The sequence below is a fragment of the Vreelandella sp. EE27 genome, from assembly GCF_968206495.1.
Window position 1 is genome coordinate 841,665 of sequence record NZ_OZ309109.1, and the last position, 20,322, is coordinate 861,986.

Here is a 20,322-nt window from a genome sequence, read left to right on the forward strand (position 1 = left end):
ACGCCCTTGTTCGCTTTGTGCGGCAAGGGCGTTTACATTTATAGGGTCGCTACGGTTATTGAATGGTGACCGGCGACGCTACAAGGATAGAACTCAAAAGGGATCTACTATGCAACGTATTACAGGGGGCGTACTGGCCACGGCCGCGCTGGTACTTACCGGCTGCCAAAGTCATCCAAACGCGCCGGTCGAGCCTTACGCCATCGTAACGCTGGCCCAGGAGAAGCAGTTCGTCGCGCCCGAGTGTCAAGGCGAGAACTGCGCCCAGGTGCGCGTCTCCGCACTCGAGTTCCCCAAGTCCCTAGGGCTTACTCGCGAGCTTCGCAGCCGCCTGATCGCGCTGGCCCCGAGCGAGCGCGCAAATACGCCGGTCGAGGGCAGCGCGTCCGCACCCACCTGGGCAGGCTACGCCAACGACTTTTTCGAGCAGGCAAACCGCCACGGTATGCCCATGCCCGATGGCGGCGCCAGCGAGGTGTTGCTGGAAGCCGATGTCGTGGGTCGTTACAACGATGTATTGATCATCGAACTCAATAGCGACGCCTACTTCAACGGTCAGGCGCATGGCTTGCCCGCCACCGAGTTCATGGTGATCGATGAGCGCCAGGCGCGCACGGTCGGCCTGGACGACATGCTGATCGACGGTCGCGAGGCCGCCTTCGAGCAGTTGGTAGGCGAGGCGCATCAGCGTTGGTTGAGCGACATCGACCAGGACGACACCTTTGCCGCCAACTGGCCGCTGAGTGATCATCGCAACGTCGCGCCCATGGAGGATCACTGGGTGGTGAAGTTCGACGTCTACGAGATCGCCCCCTACGCGGTGGGCCAGCCAGAACTGGAAATTCCGCTCGACGCGCTCGAGGGGATTGCCAAGCCGCGCTATCTGGATCAGTAAGCCGGGGTAGCGTCTCTGGCGTTTAACAGAGGTCCTTGAAGGGCAGAACGAAAAACCGCCACGTTGTCGTGGCGGTTTTTTTGTTGATAGAAAGGCGTGTTTTGGGCTCGCCGAGTAAGAGAAGGTGCCTTGATTAGCGGCCCGCTTTTAGACAGCCAACCACGACCAATACGGCGGCGGTGGGCAGGCGCCAGTCGAGTACGCTCATGCCGGCCAATACCAAAAGCAGCGCGGCGAGAATCGGCACGCCGTAGGCCAGACTGCCGACCAGGCTCGAATGCCCCCAGCGCAGCGCCTTGTCCCAGGCGACCATGGCGATGCCGTAAGGCCCAAGGCCCAATGCGATACCGGCCAGTAGCGCTTCGCCGCTTGGCAGGGTCAGGTTGGCTTCAAGGGTCAGGCTCGCGCCGGTGGCCAGGGCGCAGGCAATCAATAAAAGGCGCGGTAGAAGCGGAGTCAGCGCGACCGGGGCGGTTTGCCCGAACCAGGAGTAGAGCGCCCAGCAGCATGCCGATAACAGCGCGATCGCGTAGCCGGTGACTTCACCACCCAGCCCGCCGCTAATGGCCTGGGGCAGCAACAAGAGCGAGGCGCCGGAAAACGCGATCAACGCGCCGATCACGCCTTCGATGCGCAGTTTCTTGAAGCGGCTGTACTGGCTAAGCAGTACGAAAAGCACCGGCCAGGTGTAAGTGATCAGCGCGGCTTCCGCTGCCGGGGCCAGCCGCATGCCGATAAAGTAGCTGCTCACCGCGCCTAGAATGAGCAGTGGTACGCCCACCCACACGCTAATGCGCCATCCCATGCTCAACGTGCTCACACCGGTCTTGCGGCTCAGCGGCAGTGTGGCAAGCGCCCCGGCCAAAAGCGTCAAAGCGGTCAACTGTAGCGGTGTCGACGTATGCGCCATCTCCGCCAGCAGCGGTGCTACGCTCCAGAGCGCGACCGCGATGAGGGCGGCGCCGATACTGTATCCGCGAGAGGGGAGGACGGGGGTGTGAACGCGTTGCATGGAGCAGCTCCTTCTATATAAACAAACCTTGCCTTCTGTCAGTGGTGATAAGCATAATCCTTAGTGAAACATCACAATATCGATCTTTAGTGATGATACCTATCAATAGTGGTGATATATGCGCGCACCCATTTTTGACCTGTCGCTGCTTCGCACGGTGGTGGCCATTGCCGACACCGGCAGCGTCACCGCGGCGGCCAAACGCTTGGCCTATACCCAGTCCACGGTCAGCATGCAGCTGCAACGCCTGGAAGCGCAGCTGGATTTGACGCTGCATGAACGGGAAGGCCGGCGGCTACGCTTTACCCAGGAAGGGGAGCGGCTTTTAGCCCACGCCAGGCGCTTGCTGGCGTTGAACGACGAAGCCTTTAGCGATATGCAGGCCCGCCAGGTAACCGGGGATCTGACCCTGGGCATTCCCGAGGATTACGCCTCGCTTTTGCCGTCGGTGTTCGCCTACTTTCACCAGCTTTATCCGGCGGTGGGGCTGACGGTGATCTGTGGAACCAGCGCGCACCTGGTGGAGCAGGTCAAAAATGCCGACATCGATCTGGCGCTGGTCACGCGCCAACGTAACTCGCCGGGCGGCGAGGTGATCCGGCGCGAGCCGCTTTTATGGGCGGTGGGCATGAACCAGCAGCCACTTTTGAGCGACCCGATCCCTTTGGCGCTTTATTCCCCCGGCGCGGACGTGTTTCGCGAAGTGGCCGAGCAGGCCCTGCAGGCGGCGGGGCGCGACTGGCGCGTGGCCTACACCAGCCAGTCGATGGCCGGGCTTGCGCCGATCGTGACCGCTGGTCTTGCGGTGGTGGTGGTGACCCGCAGCATGCTCACACCTTCGCTTCGCCCGCTGGACGAGTCGAGTGGGCTGCCCACGCTTCCTTCCATCGAGCTTGCCCTGCACCGCGCGCCGCATCGGCCCACCGAGCCTGCCCGCCGGCTGGGAGAGTTAATTCGCGAACAGCTAGCGGCCATTGGCGAAGCGTTATAAGGTTAGGGGCAGCGTTTTACTCATAAGGATTTAGGCGTCAGGAGCAAGCGATGCACGAGCTGGATCACTATATTTACCCACATCGGGTGCTGCACTGGCTGGTGGCGGCGGCGGTACTGGTGTCATTGGTCACGGGACTAACGCTCGGCACCTGGGGCTTCGAGCGGACGGCCAATTTTTTGGGAACGACTTTCACCAACCTCCTGTACACCGGGCATAAAACCCTGGGCGTGACGATCTTGCTACTGATGACCCTGCGTATCATCACGCGCATTGCCTTCGTAGTGCCAGACCACGACCCGCCCCTGAATGCGTTCGAGCGCATCGTCAGTAAAAGCGTACATCACCTTTTGTACATCGCGCTGGTGCTAATGCCGCTGATCGGCTGGGCGGCAACGGCCACCGGCGGCTACCCTATCGAGTTTTTCAGCTGGCACTTGCCCGGTTTTTTCAGTGAGAACGCCGCGCTATCCCAAACGCTTTTCGGCTGGCACGAACTGCTTGGCTGGGCCATTTTGGTGCTGGTGGTACTTCACGTGGGCGGTGCGATGATCCACTGGCGTATCAAGCGCGACAACGTCACCAAGCGGATGAGCCTGTTCGACTGATCCAGGGTGGCTTCAAGGGAGCGAGGGTATGGCGCTGCTGATCTTTTCCTGAAGGCTCGAACGGGTATGGGTAAGTGAAAATGACAATCACTTGCTGATTGACTTGGCGGGTGAGTGCGTCACAATTCGCGGCCTACACCACGGGGGAGTCTCTAATGGAGTTGTTGCGGGTCGTCTTTACGCACTACCGCTGGGCCTTTCTTGGCGCCATGGGGTTGAGCCTTCTAAGCGCCGGGTTAGGGGTGGGGGTCATCGCCTTCATCAACCAGCGTTTGATCACCTCTGAGAGTACCTTCTCCGTACTGCTGCCCTTCATGGGACTTTTGACGCTGCTTTTGGCGGTTACCCTGGCCACCCAGCTCGCGCTCACGCTATTGGGTCACTACTTCGTTTATAACCTGCGCTCCCGGCTTTTGAAACGCATGCTGGATACCGATATCGAGCGCCTCGAGCGGGCCGGTAGCGCCACGCTTTTGGCGAGCCTTTCAAGCGACGTGCGCAACATCACCATTGGCTTCGTACGCCTGCCGGAACTCGTGCAGGGCATCGTGATGAGCGTGGCGTGCGTTGCGTATCTTGCGTGGCTTTCGCCGGAGATGGTGCTGGTAACGGTGGCCTGGATGGCGGCTACCATGGGGATTGGCTGGTTACTGGTGTCCAAGGTGTACCGCCACTTTCATCTGGTGCGCGAAAGCGAAGATCTTTTATACCGGGACTACCAGACCGCTATCGAAGGGCGCAAGGAACTAGCGCTCAACCGCGCGCGGGCGCAGCGCTTTTTCGACGACACCTACACGGCGAACGCCAGGACCTACCGCCACCATATCATTCGCGCGGATACCTACCATTTAAGCGCCAATAACTGGTCGAACATCATGATGCTCGGCGCGATCGGCGTGGTGTTTTTCATGGCCAACGTGCTGGGGTGGGCGGGCCAGGCCACGGCGGCGACCTTCGCGCTAACGCTGCTTTTCCTGCGCACCCCTTTGATTCAGGCCATTGGCGCCTGGCCCACGCTGATCAGCGCCCAGGTGGCGTTCGATAAACTCAAAAGCCTCGAGCTTACCGAGTACCAGCCCGGTTTCGAGGTCGAGGATACGCTCAAAACCTGGCAGCGTATCGAGCTGGTCGACGTGGTCTACCGCTACGAAGGCGAGGGGGGCGCGCAAAACGCCTTTCAGGTGGGGCCGTTGAATTTGACCCTTCAGCGCGGCGAGCAGGTATTTCTGATTGGCGGTAACGGCAGCGGCAAGTCGACGCTGGCGCGGCTTCTTTCCGGGCTGTACCGCCCACAAAGCGGCTACATTCAAATCGACGACCAGCGTATCGGTGCCGCCGAGTGGGACGCCTTTCGCGCCCGCTTTGCCAGCGTATTTACCGACTTCCACGCCTTCGACCAACTAATGGGCCCGGGGGGCGGTGCCGCTGAGCCGGCGCTGGTGGCTCGCTGGCTCGAGCGGCTGCAGATGACGCAAAAGCTTGCGTGGCAGGATGACCGCGTCACCAACCCGACCCTCTCCCAGGGCCAGAAAAAGCGCCTGGCGCTGCTGCTCGCTATTGCCGAAGAGCGCGATGTGCTGCTGCTCGATGAGTGGGCGGCGGACCAGGACCCGCAATTCCGGCGGCTTTTCTACCGTGAGCTGTTGCCGCATCTAAAGGCGATGGGAAAAACCGTGTTCGCGATCAGCCACGACGACAGCTACTTCGTGCACGCCGACCGGCTTTTGGAAATGGCGAAGGGGGAGTTGATCGAGCTAACCGGAGAGCAGCGCCAGCAGGCAAGCGCGGACGCCGTGGCGCAGATCAGCCCCGGCGGCTAGCGCTTGCGGGCGCGTCGGTCGCAGCCCTCGAGCGGGCAGTTGCTGCACACCTCGAACTCGTCCAGCAGGTAGCGCAAGCAGCAAAGCTTACGCACTTGCTTCACTTCATCCGACCCCTTGGGCGTGAAACTTTTCACCGGCTGGTAGAGCGGGTTGCGTTGGCCGTCGAGGGTGCGCGATTCCAAAAGCGCCCGGGCGTCCTTCAAAGCACCTGGCCGTACGAAAGGGTGCTCGGCCAACAGATTGACGTAGTAGTCGAGGTAGCCGCCGGCATTGCTCCAGAATACCCGGGGGGCGGCGCCGGAAAGCGCGGATAGCCGTTCGATCAGCGGCGCCCAGTGGCCGTCGATCAGCGCGGCAAAGCGCTTGGCCGGGTCATGGGTGGTAACCGGCTCGCCGCCCTGGGCAAGCCAGAGCCCCTGGGCGCAGCCCTGGGCGTTGAGTAGCACGTAAGCCTCGTCCAGGCTAACCGGCAGTGCCCGGTCGAGCAGCAGGTGCGAGACCACGGTGGGCACGGTCAACGTGCTGAACAGCCACTTCGACCAAAGCGAGACGATGGCGCGGCGGTCGCCACCGGGAAACTGGGCGGCGTACTGCGCGATGTCCTGCTCCAATAGCGCCGGGTTGCGCCAGCGCGCGGCCTTTATTGCCCCCGGTGGCGGCTCGCCGCCAATGTGCGGCGGCGCCAAATGGGCCAAACGGTCGGTGTAGCACTCGGCCAGGGTGGCGGGGCGCCGGGGTTCGGGTTCGCGTAGGGCCAGGGGCATCGTCGCTTTCCTCATCCAGGGCGGGGCAGTGCCCCGGCGTGTTCTACGTTGACCAGATTAGTCGATAATGGTTATCAGTTAAACCCGTAGTCCGATCACTTTACCCACTTACTGGGCCACGGCAATGGAGTGGTGGCCGCTGGGGTGGTCGATGACCTGCATGGGCAACCCGTAAATCGCCTCCAGGGTCGGCGCGTGCATCAGCTCCCCGGGCGTGCCCTGGGCCAGCAGACGGCCGCTGTGCAGCGCGATCAGTTCGTCACAGTAGCGCGAGGCCATGTTGATATCGTGCAGTACGATGATCACGCCCAGATCGAGCTCGTCGCAGAGCTTGCGCACCAGCGCCAACACCTCGACCTGATGGGCGATGTCCAGCGCGGCCAGCGGTTCGTCCAGCAGCAAAAACCGGCTGCCCTGGGCGAGCAGCATGGCAAGCCACACCCGCTGGCGCTCGCCGCCGGAGAGCGTATCGACCAGCCGGTCAGCGAAGGCCTCGGTATGGGTCAGGTGAATGGCGCGCTCGATCGCGGCTTTATCTTTTTGGGTATGGCGGCCCAAAAGCCCGTGCCAGGGGTAGCGGCCAAAGCCGATCAGCTCGCGGCTGGTCAGGTTCTCCGCGCTGGGCAGCTGTTGGGGCAGGTAGGCCACCTGACGGGCGAACTCGCGGTGGCCCCACTGGGACAGCGGGCGCTGGTCGAAGTGGATGGCGCCTTCGGTGAGCGGCTGCTGCTGCGCGAGCAGCTTGATCAGCGTCGATTTACCCGAGCCGTTATGGCCGATCAGGCCGACGACTTTGCCCTGCTCGAAGGTGTGCTCGATGGCGTGAAGCAAAGGCTTGCCGGCAATGGTAAAGCTTGCGTTCAAGACCTCGAACATGCGCGGCTCCCGTGGTTTGGCGAATTGATCGTCCAATTGTAGTGTTAATACTTATCATTTAGAATCCTGCGCTTGAATTATTTTCTCTCACTTCTTGCCGACCGGGCTGCTCCATGACAACGCTTGCTCCTGTATTGACTGCTCTTTTAGGCGTTGGGTCGGCATGTCACTAAAACTTCGCGTCACCCCCTTTACCACCTGTGTCCTGCTCGGCCTGCCGCTGCTTTTGCTGCTGGCGCTGGCCTTGGCGGAGCAGGGCGGCGTTGCCGACAGCCTAAGTGGGCTTTTTAGCCCGGATTTTGCCAGCGCCGAGGCGCTGCTGCTTCATTTTACCTGGTGGCCGCGGTTTTTGGTGGCGCTGCTGGCCGGCGGCGCATTGGCCCTTGCCGGGGTGTTGATGCAGCAGGTGTTGCGGAACCCGCTGGCCTCGCCCACCACCCTAGGCGTCGCCTCGGGGGCCAATCTCGGCCTGATGATGGCGACGCTGCTGGCCCCTGGGCTTTTGGCTTACGGGCGCGAGTGGGTGGCGCTTGGCGGCGGAGTGGCCGCCATGGCGCTGGTGTTCGGGCTTGCCTGGAAGCGCCGGTTGGCGCCGGTCGTGGTGGTACTGGCAGGGCTTGTGGTCAACCTTTACCTTGGGGCACTAGCCACCGCGCTTTTACTGTTCAACCACGAAACCCTGGCGGGACTTTTGATCTGGAGCGCGGGGTCGCTGGCGCAAAACGGCTGGGAGGGCGTGGCCACGCTCTCGCTCAGGCTTTTGCTGAGCGGGGTGGCCGCCGTGCTATTGATTCGTCCGCTGGCGGTGTTGGAGCTCGACGACGCCAGCGCCAAAAGCCTCGGGCTTTCGCTTAAATATTTGCGCCTGACCGGACTGGGGTTGGCCGTTTTTATCACCGCAAGCGTGGTCAGTGTAGTGGGGATCGTGGGTTTTATCGGCTTGGCGGCGCCGAATATCGTACGCATGGCCGGGGCGCGGCGGCTGGGGTCGCGCATGCTCTACTCGGTGGTGCTGGGGGCGGTGCTGCTCGCCACCACCGACTTGTTGCTGCAACGCTTCTCCGGCCAGCTTGCCACGCTGCTGCCGACCGGGGCGATTACGGGCGCCCTGGGCGCGCCGCTGCTGCTTTGGCTGATCCCGCGCTTGAAGCTGCAAAGCGACCAGCCCCCGCAGGCCACGGGGGTGACCATGCTTCGCCATTCGGCACCCGGGCGGCGAGCCCTTTGGCTGCTGCTTTTGCTGGCGGGCGCGGCTTTGCTGGGGTTAACGGTTGGCCAAAGCGGCCACGGGCTCAACCTGGTGTCGCCCTTCGACGCGGCAGTAATGGAGTGGCGCGCGCCCCGTGTGATGGCCGCGGCGGCTAGCGGTTTGATGCTGGCGGTGGCGGGCACTCTTTTGCAGCGTCTTTCGGCCAACCCCATGGCAAGCCCCGAGGTGTTGGGTATCAGTGGGGGCTGCGCCATTGCGCTGATTCTGGGCATCTACTGGCTGCCCACGCCGGGGAGTGCCCAGTTGGTGGGGGTGGGGACGTTAGGCGCGCTGGCGACCCTGGCGCTTCTGGTCGTGCTCAACAAGAGAAGCGGCTTTCTACCCGAGCGCCTGCTGCTGAGCGGCGTGGCGGTCAGCGCTCTGTTCGATGCGGTGCGCGGCGTGATTTTGGCTGGTGGTGACCCGCGCGGCCAGCAGGTAATCGCCTGGCTTGCCGGTTCGACCTACTACGTGGATGTTCAAAGCGCGCTGCTGGTGGGGGCCGCCGCCGCCGGGCTGCTTCTCTTGGCGCTGCCCTTTACCCGTTGGCTGGATATTCTACCGCTGGGGGCGGCCACCGCGCGGGGGCTGGGCATCGGCTTGAACCGGGCCCGGCTGGCCTTGCTGTTACTGGTGGCGGTGCTGACCGCCTGCGCCACCCTGGTCGTCGGCCCGCTTTCGTTCATAGGGCTTTTGGCCCCGCATATGGCACGCCTGGCCGGTTTCTCCCGCGCCTGGTGGCATCTTTTGGGCGCGGGGCTGATTGGTATGCTGCTGATGGTGCTGGCGGATTTGATCGGCCGCCAGGTGATGTTTCCCTACGACATTCCAGCGGGCCTGGTCGCCTCGCTCATTGGTGGCGCCTACTTTATGTGGGGGCTGCGCCGCCTGTAGGCCGGCTTAGCGGTCGAAATACGCCTGCATCACCTCGAGCACGCGCCCGATATCGTCGTCATTAATATCGCGGTGTACGACAAACCGGGTGGCGTAAAGCAGGTCGAGCAAAATGTCGTGTTCTTCGAGCCATCGGGCCAGTCCCTCGACATGCCCTTTGTCGACCTGGGCGAACACCATGTTGGTCGCTTGTGAAGTCACCGTAATGCCGGGCAGCGCGGCCAGCCCTTCGCCCAGGCGTGTGGCCCGGCGGTGGTCGTCGGCCAAATCTGCCAGGTGGTGGTCTAGGGCGTGCTGGCAGGCGGCGGCAATGATGCCCGCCTGGCGCATACCGCCGCCCACCACCTTACGCCAGCGCCGGGCTTTATCGATCAGCGCGTGGGAGCCGACCAGCGCCGAGCCGATCGGCGCGCCCAGCCCTTTGGAAAAGCACAGCGACACGCTATCGAAGGGCGCGCAAAGCGTTTCGAGCGAGGTGTCTGTTGCCACCGCGGCGTTGAAAAGACGCGCGCCGTCCAGGTGGGTGGCCAGGCCGTGTTCGCGGGCAAGCGCGGTGGCGCGCTTAATGTACTCGAAAGGCAGTACCTTACCGCCGATGGTATTTTCGAGCGCCAACAAGCGCGTGCGCGCGAAGTGGATATCGTCGGCCTTGACCGCAGCGGCTATTTTCTCCAGCGGCAAGCTGCCATCCGGCGCGTTTTCGATGGGCTGGGGCTGAATGCTGCCCAGCACCGCAGCGCCGCCGCCTTCATAGCGGTAGGTGTGGGCATTCTGTCCCACGATGTATTCGTCGCCGCGCTCGCAGTGGGCCATCAGGGCGACCAGGTTGCTCTGCGTGCCGCTGGGGAAGAGTAGGGCCGCCTCCTTGCCGGTACGCTGGGCAAGATGGCGCTGGAAGGCGTTGACGGTGGGGTCGTCGCCCCAGACGTCGTCGCCCACCGGGGCGACCAGCATCGCCTCGCGCATGGCGCTGCTCGGGCGCGTGACGGTATCGCTTCGTAAATCAATCATGCCAGGCTCCTCTACTTTTCATGCGGCGTAAGGACAATTCTTTGTCCAGACACTATGGTTAACAGGACAACCTTGAGAAGGCAATTAAATGGATCTTAAAAGCGGTTATCCGTTCTGGGCGGTAAAAAATGGCCTGCTTGTTTCCTTTCCCCAACTAGACCACGACCATACCTGCGACGTCGTTGTCATCGGCGGTGGCATTACCGGCGCGCTGATCGCCGATGAGCTTAGCCAGCACGGCCACCACGTGGTCGTCTTCGAGCGTCGCGATATCGGCTGGGGCAGCTCCGCGGCGAGCACCGCGCTTTTGCAGTATGAAATCGATACCCACATGGTGGAGCTTGCCAAACGGTATGACGAGCCCCATGCGGTGATGGCCTATCAAGGCTGCGGCGAGGCGATTTTATCGCTCGAGCGGCTGGCCGGTGAGCTTGGCAAGGTCTCCTTCGAGCGCCAGGAAAGTCTCTACTACGCCTCGAGCGAAGACGATGTCGACGCCTTGAAGGCCGAGTACGCGCTGCGTGACAAGCACGGCTTCGACATGGAGTGGCTGGATCGCGAGGCGCTTTATGAGCGCTACGCTATCGATGCGCCCTGCGCGATTCTTTCGAAGCTCGCTGCGAGCCTGGACCCTTACCTGATGGCGTACCGGCTTTTCGAGCGTGTCCAACGCCAGGGCGGCGAGGTGTTCGATCGTACCGAAGTGGCGAGTCTTTCGCCCGATGAGCAGGGGGTGGTGGTTACCTTGAAAAATGCTGCCCGGGTGCGCGCTAAAAAGGTGATTATAGCGGCGGGCTACGAATCACAGCGCTGGCTCGACAAACCGGTGGCGAAAAACCGCAGCAGCTACGCCTTCGTGACCGACCCCATTGCGCCACAGGTGCTGGGCAAGCTTCGCCATACCCTGGTGTGGGAGTCTGCCAGGCCCTATCTCTATATGCGTTCCACCGATGAAGGGCGGCTTTTGGTCGGCGGTGATGACGACGACAACGACGTGCCCAAGCGCCGCGACGAACGCGTGATGGAAAAAGCCCATGGGCTCGCCCGCAAGGTCGAGTCGCTTTGGCCTGGGCTTGCGATCAACCCGACCTTCTGCTGGGCCGGCACGTTCGCCGAGACCGACGACGGGCTGCCGTATTTTGGCCCCGTCGAACGCTGGGGGCCGCACGTGCATTTCGCGCTGGCCTACGGCGGCAACGGTATCACCTATTCGATGATGGGCGCACCGCTGCTGCGCGCTCTGATCGAGGGGACCACCCACCCGCTGGCCGCCTTCTTTTCTTTCGAGCGGCGGTTAAGCGAGCCTGCTGATGAACACGACCCCGTACCCTCTCACGCATGAGAAGCGGCTCGCATGGGCTTTACCGAGCATGAAAACGTGACGAGGCGTGAAAAGGCGTCTACCCGAATGACGGGTAGACGCCTTGGGCGGGGCGATTAATTGAGCGAGTTGGATAGCCGGCTGGCCCGATCACCCGGCGCCGGGTGGCTGGAGAAGAAGCTGCTGTTATTACCGTATTGCGCTTCCATTTTGCGCAGCGCGGAGACCGATGCCTCGGCATTCAGGTTTTGGCTCTGCAGCATTTGCAGGGCGTAATCGTCGGCTTCGTTCTCCTGGCTTTGCGAGAACTGGGCATTGATGAGTTCTTCGCCCAGATCACCAAGCTCCGAGGAGGAAAGTACCGCTGCGGTAGAGCTACCGCTTGAAATGGCGGCTTCACGGGCAGCAGAGGCGGCGTAGGCCACCTGGAAGGCTTTTTTGGAATGACCCAGTGCGACGTGGCCGATCTCGTGGGCGATGACGTAGCGAACTTCGTCATCGTTCATTTCATCCATCAGCCCGCTATAGAGGCGGATAGAGCCGTTCGGCACTGCGAAAGCGTTCATTTCGGACTGCTGATAAACGTTGAAGTCTAACTGGTGGCCTTCCACTTCTTCCCAGCCTTGGGTCAAGCGCTGCAGGCGGGTAGCGTATTGACTATTGGTGTCCACCAACTGACTTTCGGCGTCCAGCTGGGCAATGGTTTGATCGCCGATCTGTTGGATTTGCTGATCGGACATCATGGCGGCGCCGGCCATATTGGTGCCCGCTGACATCAGGCCCCCCAGGTCTGCGCCAGATTGACAGCCGCTCATCGCCAATACGGCGCTCAAGGTTAATGCGTAGCGGGTTTTCGATCCTAAAAACGGGGTCTGCATTGTCAGTTCCTTAATGAATGAGCTTGTTTAAACACTTTTTGAATTAGTAAAGCCTGTTCGAGGCTAACTAATGTTAACCGAGAATGTATAGGAGGACCACCCATTTTAAAAACGCGCTAAGCCGCTATTGAAGCTTTATGGTTTTTTATGAGAAAGCGCCAGGAAGGCGACTAAAGAGAGCAGGTCAACCATGGAGTGAGGGCTTTAGCAGGTTTGGTAAAAGAGGCGCTATATCGGCGCTTTTATCGGTATTTGAGCCAGTTATTTATATAAATTATTGTAAAATATAAATTTTTTATTTCCTTGAATGACCGGCCAAGTGCTTTCATGTATTCAAGTGTAGGGTGTCAATGAACAAACAGTGCCCGTATCGCTTTGGCGGTCTATAAGGCTGGTTATAAAAACAGAGACAAAAGAAGACGCCTTGTAAGAAAATGCTTACAAGGCGTCGCACATTGCGCTAACGGTTTAGCGAAGCTTCTTTAATAAAGTTTCTTTAATGAAGTTTCTTGCTTTAACGCCAATGCGTCACGACCTATTGCCGAAGCAACGGGAAAAGCAGGACGTGGTATGACAATCGAGTCCTAGCCCAACCCGTTGGAGCTGCTTAATTGGTCGGTATATTCGGCAATCCCTTCGCTGGCGGCGTACTGCCAGACTGCCTGTGCTTGCCAAAAGGCGAGTACTTCCTGATCAAGGCAAGCACCGGATGTCGATAAGCTCATGTTGAATCCTCTGCAGGTTATACCACCAGGCTTTGCCCTAAAAGCCGGCACTGAATCAGTGCAAGCCAACGTCACCGCGGTTTTGGACCCCTAACCGTGGTCATTGACCCCTAGTATAGCAGCTTTGTTGCATTGCAGCATAAAGAGAACGTCCGTGCGTTCGGCAAAACCCCGGTTCAGGGCTAAGCTAAGAGATCACATCAACGCTGCGAAGGGAGTCGTCCATGAGTTCGAATGTCGCCGAGATACTGGTCAATACGCTGCAAAACGCCGGTGCCAAGCGCTGTTACGGCGTCGTGGGGGACTCGCTCAACCACTTCACCGACGCGCTTCGACAAAGCGACATCGAGTGGATCGGCGTGCGCCATGAGGAAGTGGGGGGCTTTGCCGCTGGCGGCGAGGCGTACATGACCGGCGAGCTCGCGCTTTGTGCCGGCTCCTGCGGGCCGGGCAGCCTGCACTTCGTCAATGGGCTTTTCGACGCCCACCGCAACAATGCGCCGGTGGTGCTGATCGCAAGCCACATTGCGCTGGGCGAAATCGGCAGCCAGTTCCCCCAGGAAGTGGATCAATCCCACATCTTCAAGCAGTGCAGCGTGTTCTGCGAAACCGTGGTGTCCGCCGAACAGGCCGGGCGCATGGCGGCCATGGCTGCGCAGGCGGCCATTAGTAAGCGCGGCGTAGCGGTGCTAATCGTTCCCGGCGACGTCATGACGCAACAGCCCGCCGGCGAATTGAGCTTTAAAACGCACACCTTCGACTACTCGATTCGCCCCAGCGCCGAGGCGCTCGTGCCCGCCGTTCAAGAGCTCAATAAAGGCGGCAAGATCACGATCTTTGCCGGCGCCGGCTGCGAGGACGCCCGCGAGCAGGTCATCGCATTGGCCGAAAAGCTTCAAGCCCCCATCGCCTGGACCTCCCGGGCCAAGAACTACATCGAGTACGACAACCCCTACCAGGTCGGAATGACCGGTGTGTATGGCCTGGAAGGGGGCTATCACGCGGTGGCGGAGTGCGACACGCTGCTGCTGCTCGGGTGCAGCTTCGCCTTCGCCCAGTTCTATCCGGAAGGCGCGCGCATCATTCAGGTCGATCACGAGCCCACCCAGATCGGCAAGCGCTACCCGGTGGATGTCGGCATCGTTGGCAGTATTGCCGAAACCTGCGAGGCGCTGAACCAGACCGTTCAGCCCAATAGTCATTCCGCATGGCTCGACAAGTGCTTGAAGCGCTACAAGAAGTCTCTCGAGAAGTCGGCCCACGACACCAAGGACAATAAGACGGTTCACCCGCAAGAGCTGACCCTGGCCATCGACCGCTTAAGCGATGAGAATGCGATGTTCACTGCCGATACGGGCAGTGTGAACGTTTGGATGTTGCGCCACATCCATACTTCAAAAGAGCGGCGCACGCTCTCCAGTTTACAACACGGCACCATGGCCAATGCCTATCCGCAGGCGCTGGGGATTCAACTGGCCTATCCGGATCGCCAGGTCATCGCCATGTGTGGCGACGGCGGCCTTTCGATGCTGATGGGCGACTTGCTGACGCTGGTCCAGCGCAAAATCCCGCTCAAGATCGTGGTCTACAACAACCAGTCGCTGAGTTTCGTCGAACTGGAGCAGAAGGTCGAGGGAATGCTGGACGCCTACACCGAGCTTCAAAACCCCAACTTTGGCGAAGTGGCCAGCGCCATTGGGCTTTGGGGTAAACGCGTGGAGCGCGAGGACGAGCTGGAGGGCGCGATCACCGAGTGGCTCAACCAGCCCGGCCCCGCGCTTTTGGATGTCATGACCAACCCGATGGAGCTGGTCATGCCGCCCAAGGTAGCGGCGGGGCAGGTGGGCGCGACCGCGCTTTACTCGGCCAAGGCCGTGCTGAGCGGGCGCATGGACGAGGTCGTGCATCTGGTGAAGAGCAACTTTTTGAAACGCTAGTCTAAAAGATGCGCTCAGCCCGGTGCGCGCAAGGTGACCACCGGGCTGACCACGCCTTAAAACACCTAATCAAACGATAAAACGTTGCGGCTGCGCATGCTCTCTAATTTTCGACTGGAAGGTTTTTACGGGGCTTTTGCGTTGCCAAAGTGTTGGTTATTGGGCCACAGCATACCGACGCTTAAAGGGGAGGTCAGCGGTAAGCCTATAGGTGTCTCCCAGAAGCTACCGCTTTAGCCCTTATCAAATTAAGTATTGGATAGATTCAGCGCTTTCCCCTTGACCTGCCTTGTTTTTTTCACAAAGTACCTTTTACATTTGTATAAATTTAAAAGCGTGGCCTAATGTAGAAAGGTTTCTTTGCCCGTTTAAACTTTGGTCTTGCTTTAGTGGTTTTAGCTTGCCGTACCCCGCGCTTATCCATAACCTTCCATTTGTATGATGTATTATTATTCATGCCTTGAATGGTACATCGAGTGCGCCCAATGATCGGCTGAAGCCTTGAAGTGTCGCTAAACAAAACGTAACGGCCTTCAAAGCGTAGAAAACCAACAATCAACGCAAAAGGTAAGCTTATGTTGCTATCCAAAAAGACATTCATGCGTGCAAGCGTGGCCGCGGCCATGGTGGGTCTTACCCTCAATGTTGGCTTTGCCATGGCCCAGGACGCCGAGCTTCGAGGCAACGTGCGCGTCGTGATCGGTTCGACCTCGACCGGTGGCGATACCTACCAAAATGCAAGCATTGTGGTAGACCGTTTGGCCGAGCACCTTGGCGTGAACATGAAGGTGGATGCGGTCGGCGCAAGCTCGGCGTTTCGCACCCTGGATAGGGACTCTCGGGGCAACACCCTGATGATCTTTCATGATCAGTCTTACCTTGGCTACCTGTATGGCGTACAGGGGTACGACGATATTTTCGAGAAGTACACCATCGGGCCGACCATCGCCATCAACCCCGGCAACGCCTACCTGGTGCCCACGGATTCACCTTACCAGACGATTGATGACATCATCGAAGCGGTGGGCAGTGGTGAAACCGTTCGCGTCTCCATTCAACCCGGCGGCGTCTCCGAGATCGGCTACAGCGCGCTCAAGAACGCGATCGCCATCGAACATCCGGGTCAGGAAGAGAACCTGGTCGCGATCAATACCGGCTCCCAGTCCGACAAGAACCAGCAACTGTTCGACGGCCAGGCCGATGTCATCAACGGCAGCGTTCAGGCCAACGAGCAGTACACGCGCTTGCCCGAGAGCGACCAGAAAGCCATGCGCTTCATCTGGCTGACGGCGCGCCAGGATACGATCGAACAGGCGCCGGAAGAGGGGCTTGGTCAAACCACCCGCGAGCAGCTCCTTGAATACGTCGAACCCAACGTGAACGTCACCATGGGCGATGACCAGAGCTTTACCTTCGATAAAGAGTTCTTCTTCCTTTACAACAAGGACATGGATCAAGGCATCATCGACCAGATCGACGAGGCGCTCGCCGAGATCTATGACGAAGGCGACATTCAACAGGCACAGCTCGATGCGTTCTTCATCCCCGACTTCAAGCCCTCTGCAGAGGCGTCGGAGTACCTGCAAGAGAAAATGACCCGCTACGAAGAGATCATCAGCAATATCAATTAAGAATAACGTCAACTAAGCGGTCAGGCGCTGGCGGCGGGCTGCCGTCAGCTTCTCCTTTCCTTTCCCGGGGCAAGCACATCGACGCGCCCACCGCCGCTGTCAGTGTGTGCGCCGAGTTCATACGTCTGGAGCAGATATGGCGTCAGATCTGTTGAGTGTTTCGATCGATTTCGAAACATCGCACTTATATTTTCCCACTCTCGTTCACTGGATTTTGGGCATCCTGTTTGCCGTGATCCTGGTGACTCGAGTGGTGCCCTTCATGGCGGCGGTCAAGCGCGGGGAGCGTACGCTGCCCATCCTTGGTGAGTCGCGGGATAACGGGCGATTTTTTGGCACCTTCGCGTTGATCATCGCCTATTTCTACCTGATGGACGTGGTCGGCAACCTGTTTCCGTATACAGGCTACGGCTTCCTGTTCGTCTCGATGGCGTTCGTGCTGCTCATGTCGCTGCTTTATCTGCATAAGTGGACCAAAAAAGCCCTCCTCATCGTCGCCGTCAATGCCGTCGTCGCGCCTACGCTGGTTTGGTTCGTACTCGCCAAGCTCTTTACTATCACCTTGCCGTGACCCGAAGGTAGCGCCATGGAATTTCTCTCGTTCCTCGATTTCTCTTTCTTTTTACTCGTTGGCTTTGGCACCCTGGTCGGTATCATTTTTGGGGCGATCCCCGGCATGACGGCGACCATGGCCGTGGCCGTCTGTCTACCGCTGACCTACGCGCTGGGCTTGAACCACGGCTTAGCGCTGCTGCTGGGGCTTTATGTTGGCGGTATATCCGGCGGGATGGTGCCGGCGGTGCTTTTGAATATACCCGGCACGCCCTCATCGATTACCACGACCTTTGACGGCTACCCCATGGCTCAAAAAGGCGAAGGCGAAAAAGCGCTGCGTATCTGCGTGATTGCCTCGCTGGTAGGTGGATTGGTGAGCGCCGCGGTGCTCTTTTTGTTTGCGCCTTTGCTTGCGGATTTCTCGATCAAATTCTCCTACGTGGAGAAGTTTCTGATCATCTTGCTGGCGCTCTCCGTGATTGCCTCGCTTTCCAACAGTATGTTGGTGGGCATCTTCAGCGGCGTGATCGGCGTCTGGTTGAGCCTGATCGGCGATTACAGTATCTCGGACGGCGGCAACGGCCATACCCGGCTGATGCTCGATTTCATGGAGCCGTACCTGTTCGAGGGCTTCTCGTTACTGCCGGTACTCATCGGTATTTTCGGGGTGTCGACCATTTTGCTTGAAGCCGAAAAAGGCGTTAAGCGGGACGTTGCCGGCGAGCGCGTCAAGATTGGCAAGGAGAGCGCTTTTTCGCTGTCGGTGTTCAAGGGCAGTTTGACCAACCTCACGCGCTCCTCGTTTATCGGCACTTTCGTGGGCATGCTGCCAGGCGTTGGGGGGAGTGCTGCTTCGGTCCTTGCTTATACCCAGGAAAAGAACCTGGCGCGGGACTCTTCGCAAATGGGTAAAGGGGCGCCCCAGGGCCTGATTTCTTCGGAATCGGCGAACAATGCGTTAACCGGCGGTGCGCTCATTCCGCTTCTGTCGCTGGGTATTCCAGGCGACTCGACCACTGCCGTTTTGATCGGCGCCTTTACGCTGCAGGGGATTCAGGTAGGGCCACTATTCATTCCGGAAAACCACGACACCTGGTACGTCATGATGGTCGCACTGGTGTTGGCCAACTTCGTGATGTTTTTCTTGATGTTCTTTGCCATCAAGCATATCGCCAAGGTGGTCATGGTGCCCAAGCATATTCTTTACCCGCTCATCGTGATGATGTGTGTGGTCGGGGCGTATGCCATCAACTACGGCATCATGTTCGATGTCTGGACACTGCTGATCTTTGGCGTGTTGGGCTACTTGATTCAAAAAATCGGCCTCGAAGTCGCGCCGCTGATCATCGGGTTCATTCTGGGCAGCCAGGCGGAGGTCTATTTCGTCAAAAGCCTCGAATCCTTCGGCACCTATAGCATCTTCTTTACCAAAAGCCCGATTGCGATGGTGCTTTGGGCGCTGATTGCCGCGTCCGTGGTCTTCGCCATCGCCATGGGGTTCAAGTCGCGAGCCCGGCAGAAGATGGAGCTTAGCCAGATGCCAGGCCGTTCGACCACCGATTCAGGAAAGCCGCATGACTCAACTAACGACTAATTCCCGCGTCATTCAGGTTCATCCCAACGACAATGTCGCTATCGTGATCGAACACGGGGGGCTGGCCGAAGGCGTCAGTATCAACGACGAGTGCACGACGACGATGCCGATCCCTCAGGGCCACAAGGTGGCGCTAAAAGCGATTGCGCAGGACAGCCCGGTCATTCGCTACAACGAGGTGATCGGCACGGCGGTGGTGGCAATCGAGCGCGGCGGCCACGTCAATGAAACCAACGTGCGCTTGCCCACGGCCCCGGGCCTGGACGAGCTACCCTTGGCCACGCGGGAGCCGCCGGCGTCCGAGCCGCTCGAGGGCTATACCTTCGAGGGGTTTCGTAACCCGGATGGCAGCGTGGGCACCAAGAACGTACTGGGTATTACCACCAGCGTGCAGTGCGTAGCGGGCACCGTTGAGTACGTGGTCGAGCGTATCAAGCGCGAGCTTTTGCCGCGCTATTCCAACGTGGACGATGTGGTCGGGCTCAATCACAGCTACGGCTGCGGCGTTGCGATCAACGCACCGGCGGCCATCGTGCCCATTCGCACGCTGAAAAATATCGCGCTGAACCCCAATTTCGGCAACGAGATAATGGTGATTGGCTTGGGCTGCGAAAAGCTTCAGCCCTCGACGCTACTTGAAGACCGCCCGGTAAGGATTTACGAGAATACCGAGGCTGCCGACCCCGAGGCCAATGTCTTGAGCCTTCAGGATGAAAGCTTTGAGGGGTTTGGCGAGATGGTGGATGGCATTCTCGCCATGGCCGAGCGTCACCTCGAGCGCTTGAACAAGCGCCGCCGCGAAACCTGCCCGGCATCAGATTTGGTGGTGGGCATGCAGTGTGGCGGCAGCGACGCCTTTTCTGGGGTGACGGCCAACCCGGCGGTGGGCTTTGCCACGGATTTGATCGTGCGTGCCGGTGGCAGCGTGATGTTTTCCGAGGTCACCGAGGTGCGCGACGCCATTCATCTTCTAACGCCCCGGGCGATCGATAAAGCCGTTGGCCAGGCGCTGATCGATCAGATGGCCTGGTACGATGACTACCTGCTACAGGGCCAGGCCGATCGTAGCGCCAACCCGTCGCCGGGTAACAAGAAGGGCGGCTTGAGCAACGTGGTCGAAAAGGCGTTGGGCTCGGTGATCAAGTCCGGTAACTCGCCCATCGTCGACGTGATTGGCCCGGGGGAGCGGCTGCGGCGAAAAGGGCTGACCTTTGCGGCAACGCCGGCCAGCGACTTTATCTGCGGCACATTACAGTTGGCCGCGGGTATGAACCTGCAGGTGTTCACCACCGGGCGGGGCACCCCTTATGGGCTCGCCATGGTGCCGGTGCTCAAGGTGGCGACCAACTCGCACCTGGCAAGCCGGTGGCACGACATCATCGATCTGGATGCGGGGCGTATCGCCACCGGCGAGGTCAGTATCGAGGATGTCGGCTGGGAGCTTTTTCATCTAATTCTGGATGTGGCCAGCGGCCGGAAACAGGCCTCGGCAGATAAGCTGGGCATCCACAACGACCTGGTACTGTTTAACCCGGCCCCGGTCACCTAGATAGCGCAT

17 protein-coding genes are annotated in these 20,322 nt (G+C 59.9%); 11 read left to right on the forward strand and 6 right to left on the reverse strand.

Annotated elements, in window-relative coordinates; genetic code table 11:
- Positions 1–109: 109 nt before the first annotated feature.
- Positions 110–895 carry an RsiV family protein gene (locus ACWHVV_RS04010; protein ID WP_447928192.1) on the forward strand — a complete coding sequence of 262 codons (786 nt, stop codon included), beginning with the start codon at positions 110–112 and terminating at the stop codon, positions 893–895.
- A gap of 133 nt (positions 896–1,028) precedes the next feature.
- On the opposite strand, the gene ACWHVV_RS04015 is transcribed toward ACWHVV_RS04010, so the two are convergent.
- A complete protein-coding gene (locus ACWHVV_RS04015; protein ID WP_447928193.1) occupies positions 1,029–1,907 on the reverse strand; it encodes a DMT family transporter in 879 nt (292 codons plus the stop codon).
- A gap of 118 nt (positions 1,908–2,025) precedes the next feature.
- Here ACWHVV_RS04015 and ACWHVV_RS04020 point away from each other — a divergent pair, with 118 nt between their 5' ends.
- The 3 genes from ACWHVV_RS04020 (at position 2,026) to ACWHVV_RS04030 (ending at position 5,326) form a co-directional block, all read left to right on the forward strand.
- Complete coding sequence (locus ACWHVV_RS04020) at positions 2,026–2,898, forward strand: LysR substrate-binding domain-containing protein (RefSeq protein WP_447928194.1); 873 nt, start codon at positions 2,026–2,028, stop codon at positions 2,896–2,898.
- A 50-nt stretch (positions 2,899–2,948) separates the two neighbouring features.
- Entirely contained in the window at positions 2,949–3,506 is a 558-nt protein-coding gene (locus ACWHVV_RS04025; RefSeq protein ID WP_447928195.1) for a cytochrome b, read from the forward strand.
- A gap of 155 nt (positions 3,507–3,661) precedes the next feature.
- Positions 3,662–5,326, forward strand: a complete 1,665-nt coding sequence (locus ACWHVV_RS04030; protein WP_447928196.1) for a multidrug ABC transporter permease/ATP-binding protein — start codon at positions 3,662–3,664, stop codon at positions 5,324–5,326.
- Here ACWHVV_RS04030 and fhuF read toward each other — a convergent pair.
- Together fhuF and ACWHVV_RS04040 are read right to left on the reverse strand one after the other, a co-directional pair.
- Positions 5,323–6,093 (reverse strand): siderophore-iron reductase FhuF, encoded by a 771-nt coding sequence (gene fhuF, locus ACWHVV_RS04035; RefSeq protein ID WP_447928197.1) that lies wholly within the window; start codon positions 6,091–6,093, stop codon positions 5,323–5,325. The two genes, ACWHVV_RS04030 and fhuF, sit on opposite strands and share 4 nt — an antisense overlap.
- Before the next feature lie 108 nt (positions 6,094–6,201).
- Positions 6,202–6,969, reverse strand: coding sequence for an ATP-binding cassette domain-containing protein (locus tag ACWHVV_RS04040; protein ID WP_447928198.1), 768 nt, complete (start codon positions 6,967–6,969; stop codon positions 6,202–6,204).
- A gap of 163 nt (positions 6,970–7,132) precedes the next feature.
- On the opposite strand from ACWHVV_RS04040, the gene fhuB reads away from it, so the two are divergent.
- Positions 7,133–9,112, forward strand: coding sequence for a Fe(3+)-hydroxamate ABC transporter permease FhuB (gene fhuB, locus ACWHVV_RS04045; RefSeq protein WP_447928199.1), 1,980 nt, complete (start codon positions 7,133–7,135; stop codon positions 9,110–9,112).
- A gap of 6 nt (positions 9,113–9,118) precedes the next feature.
- On the opposite strand, the gene ltaE is transcribed toward fhuB, so the two are convergent.
- Positions 9,119–10,123, reverse strand: coding sequence for a low-specificity L-threonine aldolase (gene ltaE, locus ACWHVV_RS04050; RefSeq protein ID WP_447928200.1), 1,005 nt, complete (start codon positions 10,121–10,123; stop codon positions 9,119–9,121).
- Between the two features lie 88 nt (positions 10,124–10,211).
- On the opposite strand from ltaE, the gene ACWHVV_RS04055 reads away from it, so the two are divergent.
- Positions 10,212–11,465, forward strand: a complete 1,254-nt coding sequence (locus ACWHVV_RS04055) for an NAD(P)/FAD-dependent oxidoreductase (protein ID WP_447928201.1) — start codon at positions 10,212–10,214, stop codon at positions 11,463–11,465.
- A gap of 95 nt (positions 11,466–11,560) precedes the next feature.
- Here ACWHVV_RS04055 and ACWHVV_RS04060 read toward each other — a convergent pair whose 3' ends face one another.
- Together ACWHVV_RS04060 and ACWHVV_RS04065 are read right to left on the reverse strand one after the other, a co-directional pair.
- Positions 11,561–12,322, reverse strand: a complete 762-nt coding sequence (locus tag ACWHVV_RS04060) for a M48 family metalloprotease (protein WP_447928202.1) — start codon at positions 12,320–12,322, stop codon at positions 11,561–11,563.
- 584 nt (positions 12,323–12,906) lie between these two features.
- Positions 12,907–13,047 (reverse strand): hypothetical protein, encoded by a 141-nt coding sequence (locus tag ACWHVV_RS04065; protein ID WP_447928203.1) that lies wholly within the window; start codon positions 13,045–13,047, stop codon positions 12,907–12,909.
- 224 nt (positions 13,048–13,271) lie between these two features.
- Here ACWHVV_RS04065 and ACWHVV_RS04070 point away from each other — a divergent pair, with 224 nt between their 5' ends.
- The 5 genes from ACWHVV_RS04070 (at position 13,272) to garD (ending at position 20,313) form a co-directional block, all read left to right on the forward strand.
- The gene (locus ACWHVV_RS04070; RefSeq protein ID WP_447928204.1) at positions 13,272–14,984 is read left to right on the forward strand and encodes a thiamine pyrophosphate-dependent enzyme; all 1,713 of its coding nucleotides are present in this window, start codon (positions 13,272–13,274) and stop codon (positions 14,982–14,984) included.
- A gap of 575 nt (positions 14,985–15,559) precedes the next feature.
- Positions 15,560–16,615, forward strand: a complete 1,056-nt coding sequence (locus ACWHVV_RS04075) for an ABC transporter substrate-binding protein (protein ID WP_447928205.1) — start codon at positions 15,560–15,562, stop codon at positions 16,613–16,615.
- A gap of 136 nt (positions 16,616–16,751) precedes the next feature.
- Positions 16,752–17,186, forward strand: coding sequence for a tripartite tricarboxylate transporter TctB family protein (locus ACWHVV_RS04080; protein WP_447928206.1), 435 nt, complete (start codon positions 16,752–16,754; stop codon positions 17,184–17,186).
- Positions 17,187–17,201: 15 nt separating this feature from the next.
- Positions 17,202–18,764, forward strand: coding sequence for a tripartite tricarboxylate transporter permease (locus ACWHVV_RS04085; protein ID WP_447928207.1), 1,563 nt, complete (start codon positions 17,202–17,204; stop codon positions 18,762–18,764).
- Positions 18,745–20,313 (forward strand): galactarate dehydratase, encoded by a 1,569-nt coding sequence (garD, locus tag ACWHVV_RS04090; protein WP_447928208.1) that lies wholly within the window; start codon positions 18,745–18,747, stop codon positions 20,311–20,313. Before ACWHVV_RS04085 ends, garD begins: the two co-directional genes overlap by 20 nt.
- Positions 20,314–20,322: the final 9 nt, after the last annotated feature.

Excerpts from the sequence above, each read along its gene's own strand:
- ACWHVV_RS04010 (WP_447928192.1), top strand. The coding sequence starts at position 110 with ATGCAACGTATTACAGGGGGCGTACTGGCCACGGCCGCGCTGGTACTT.
- ACWHVV_RS04015 (WP_447928193.1), bottom strand. The coding sequence starts at position 1,907 with ATGCAACGCGTTCACACCCCCGTCCTCCCCTCTCGCGGATACAGTATC.
- ACWHVV_RS04020 (WP_447928194.1), top strand. The coding sequence starts at position 2,026 with ATGCGCGCACCCATTTTTGACCTGTCGCTGCTTCGCACGGTGGTGGCC.
- ACWHVV_RS04025 (WP_447928195.1), top strand. The coding sequence starts at position 2,949 with ATGCACGAGCTGGATCACTATATTTACCCACATCGGGTGCTGCACTGG.
- ACWHVV_RS04030 (WP_447928196.1), top strand. The coding sequence starts at position 3,662 with ATGGAGTTGTTGCGGGTCGTCTTTACGCACTACCGCTGGGCCTTTCTT.
- fhuF (WP_447928197.1), bottom strand. The coding sequence starts at position 6,093 with ATGCCCCTGGCCCTACGCGAACCCGAACCCCGGCGCCCCGCCACCCTG.
- ACWHVV_RS04040 (WP_447928198.1), bottom strand. The coding sequence starts at position 6,969 with ATGTTCGAGGTCTTGAACGCAAGCTTTACCATTGCCGGCAAGCCTTTG.
- fhuB (WP_447928199.1), top strand. The coding sequence starts at position 7,133 with ATGTCACTAAAACTTCGCGTCACCCCCTTTACCACCTGTGTCCTGCTC.
- ltaE (WP_447928200.1), bottom strand. The coding sequence starts at position 10,123 with ATGATTGATTTACGAAGCGATACCGTCACGCGCCCGAGCAGCGCCATG.
- ACWHVV_RS04055 (WP_447928201.1), top strand. The coding sequence starts at position 10,212 with ATGGATCTTAAAAGCGGTTATCCGTTCTGGGCGGTAAAAAATGGCCTG.
- ACWHVV_RS04060 (WP_447928202.1), bottom strand. The coding sequence starts at position 12,322 with ATGCAGACCCCGTTTTTAGGATCGAAAACCCGCTACGCATTAACCTTG.
- ACWHVV_RS04065 (WP_447928203.1), bottom strand. The coding sequence starts at position 13,047 with ATGAGCTTATCGACATCCGGTGCTTGCCTTGATCAGGAAGTACTCGCC.
- ACWHVV_RS04070 (WP_447928204.1), top strand. The coding sequence starts at position 13,272 with ATGAGTTCGAATGTCGCCGAGATACTGGTCAATACGCTGCAAAACGCC.
- ACWHVV_RS04075 (WP_447928205.1), top strand. The coding sequence starts at position 15,560 with ATGTTGCTATCCAAAAAGACATTCATGCGTGCAAGCGTGGCCGCGGCC.
- ACWHVV_RS04080 (WP_447928206.1), top strand. The coding sequence starts at position 16,752 with ATGGCGTCAGATCTGTTGAGTGTTTCGATCGATTTCGAAACATCGCAC.
- ACWHVV_RS04085 (WP_447928207.1), top strand. The coding sequence starts at position 17,202 with ATGGAATTTCTCTCGTTCCTCGATTTCTCTTTCTTTTTACTCGTTGGC.
- garD (WP_447928208.1), top strand. The coding sequence starts at position 18,745 with ATGACTCAACTAACGACTAATTCCCGCGTCATTCAGGTTCATCCCAAC.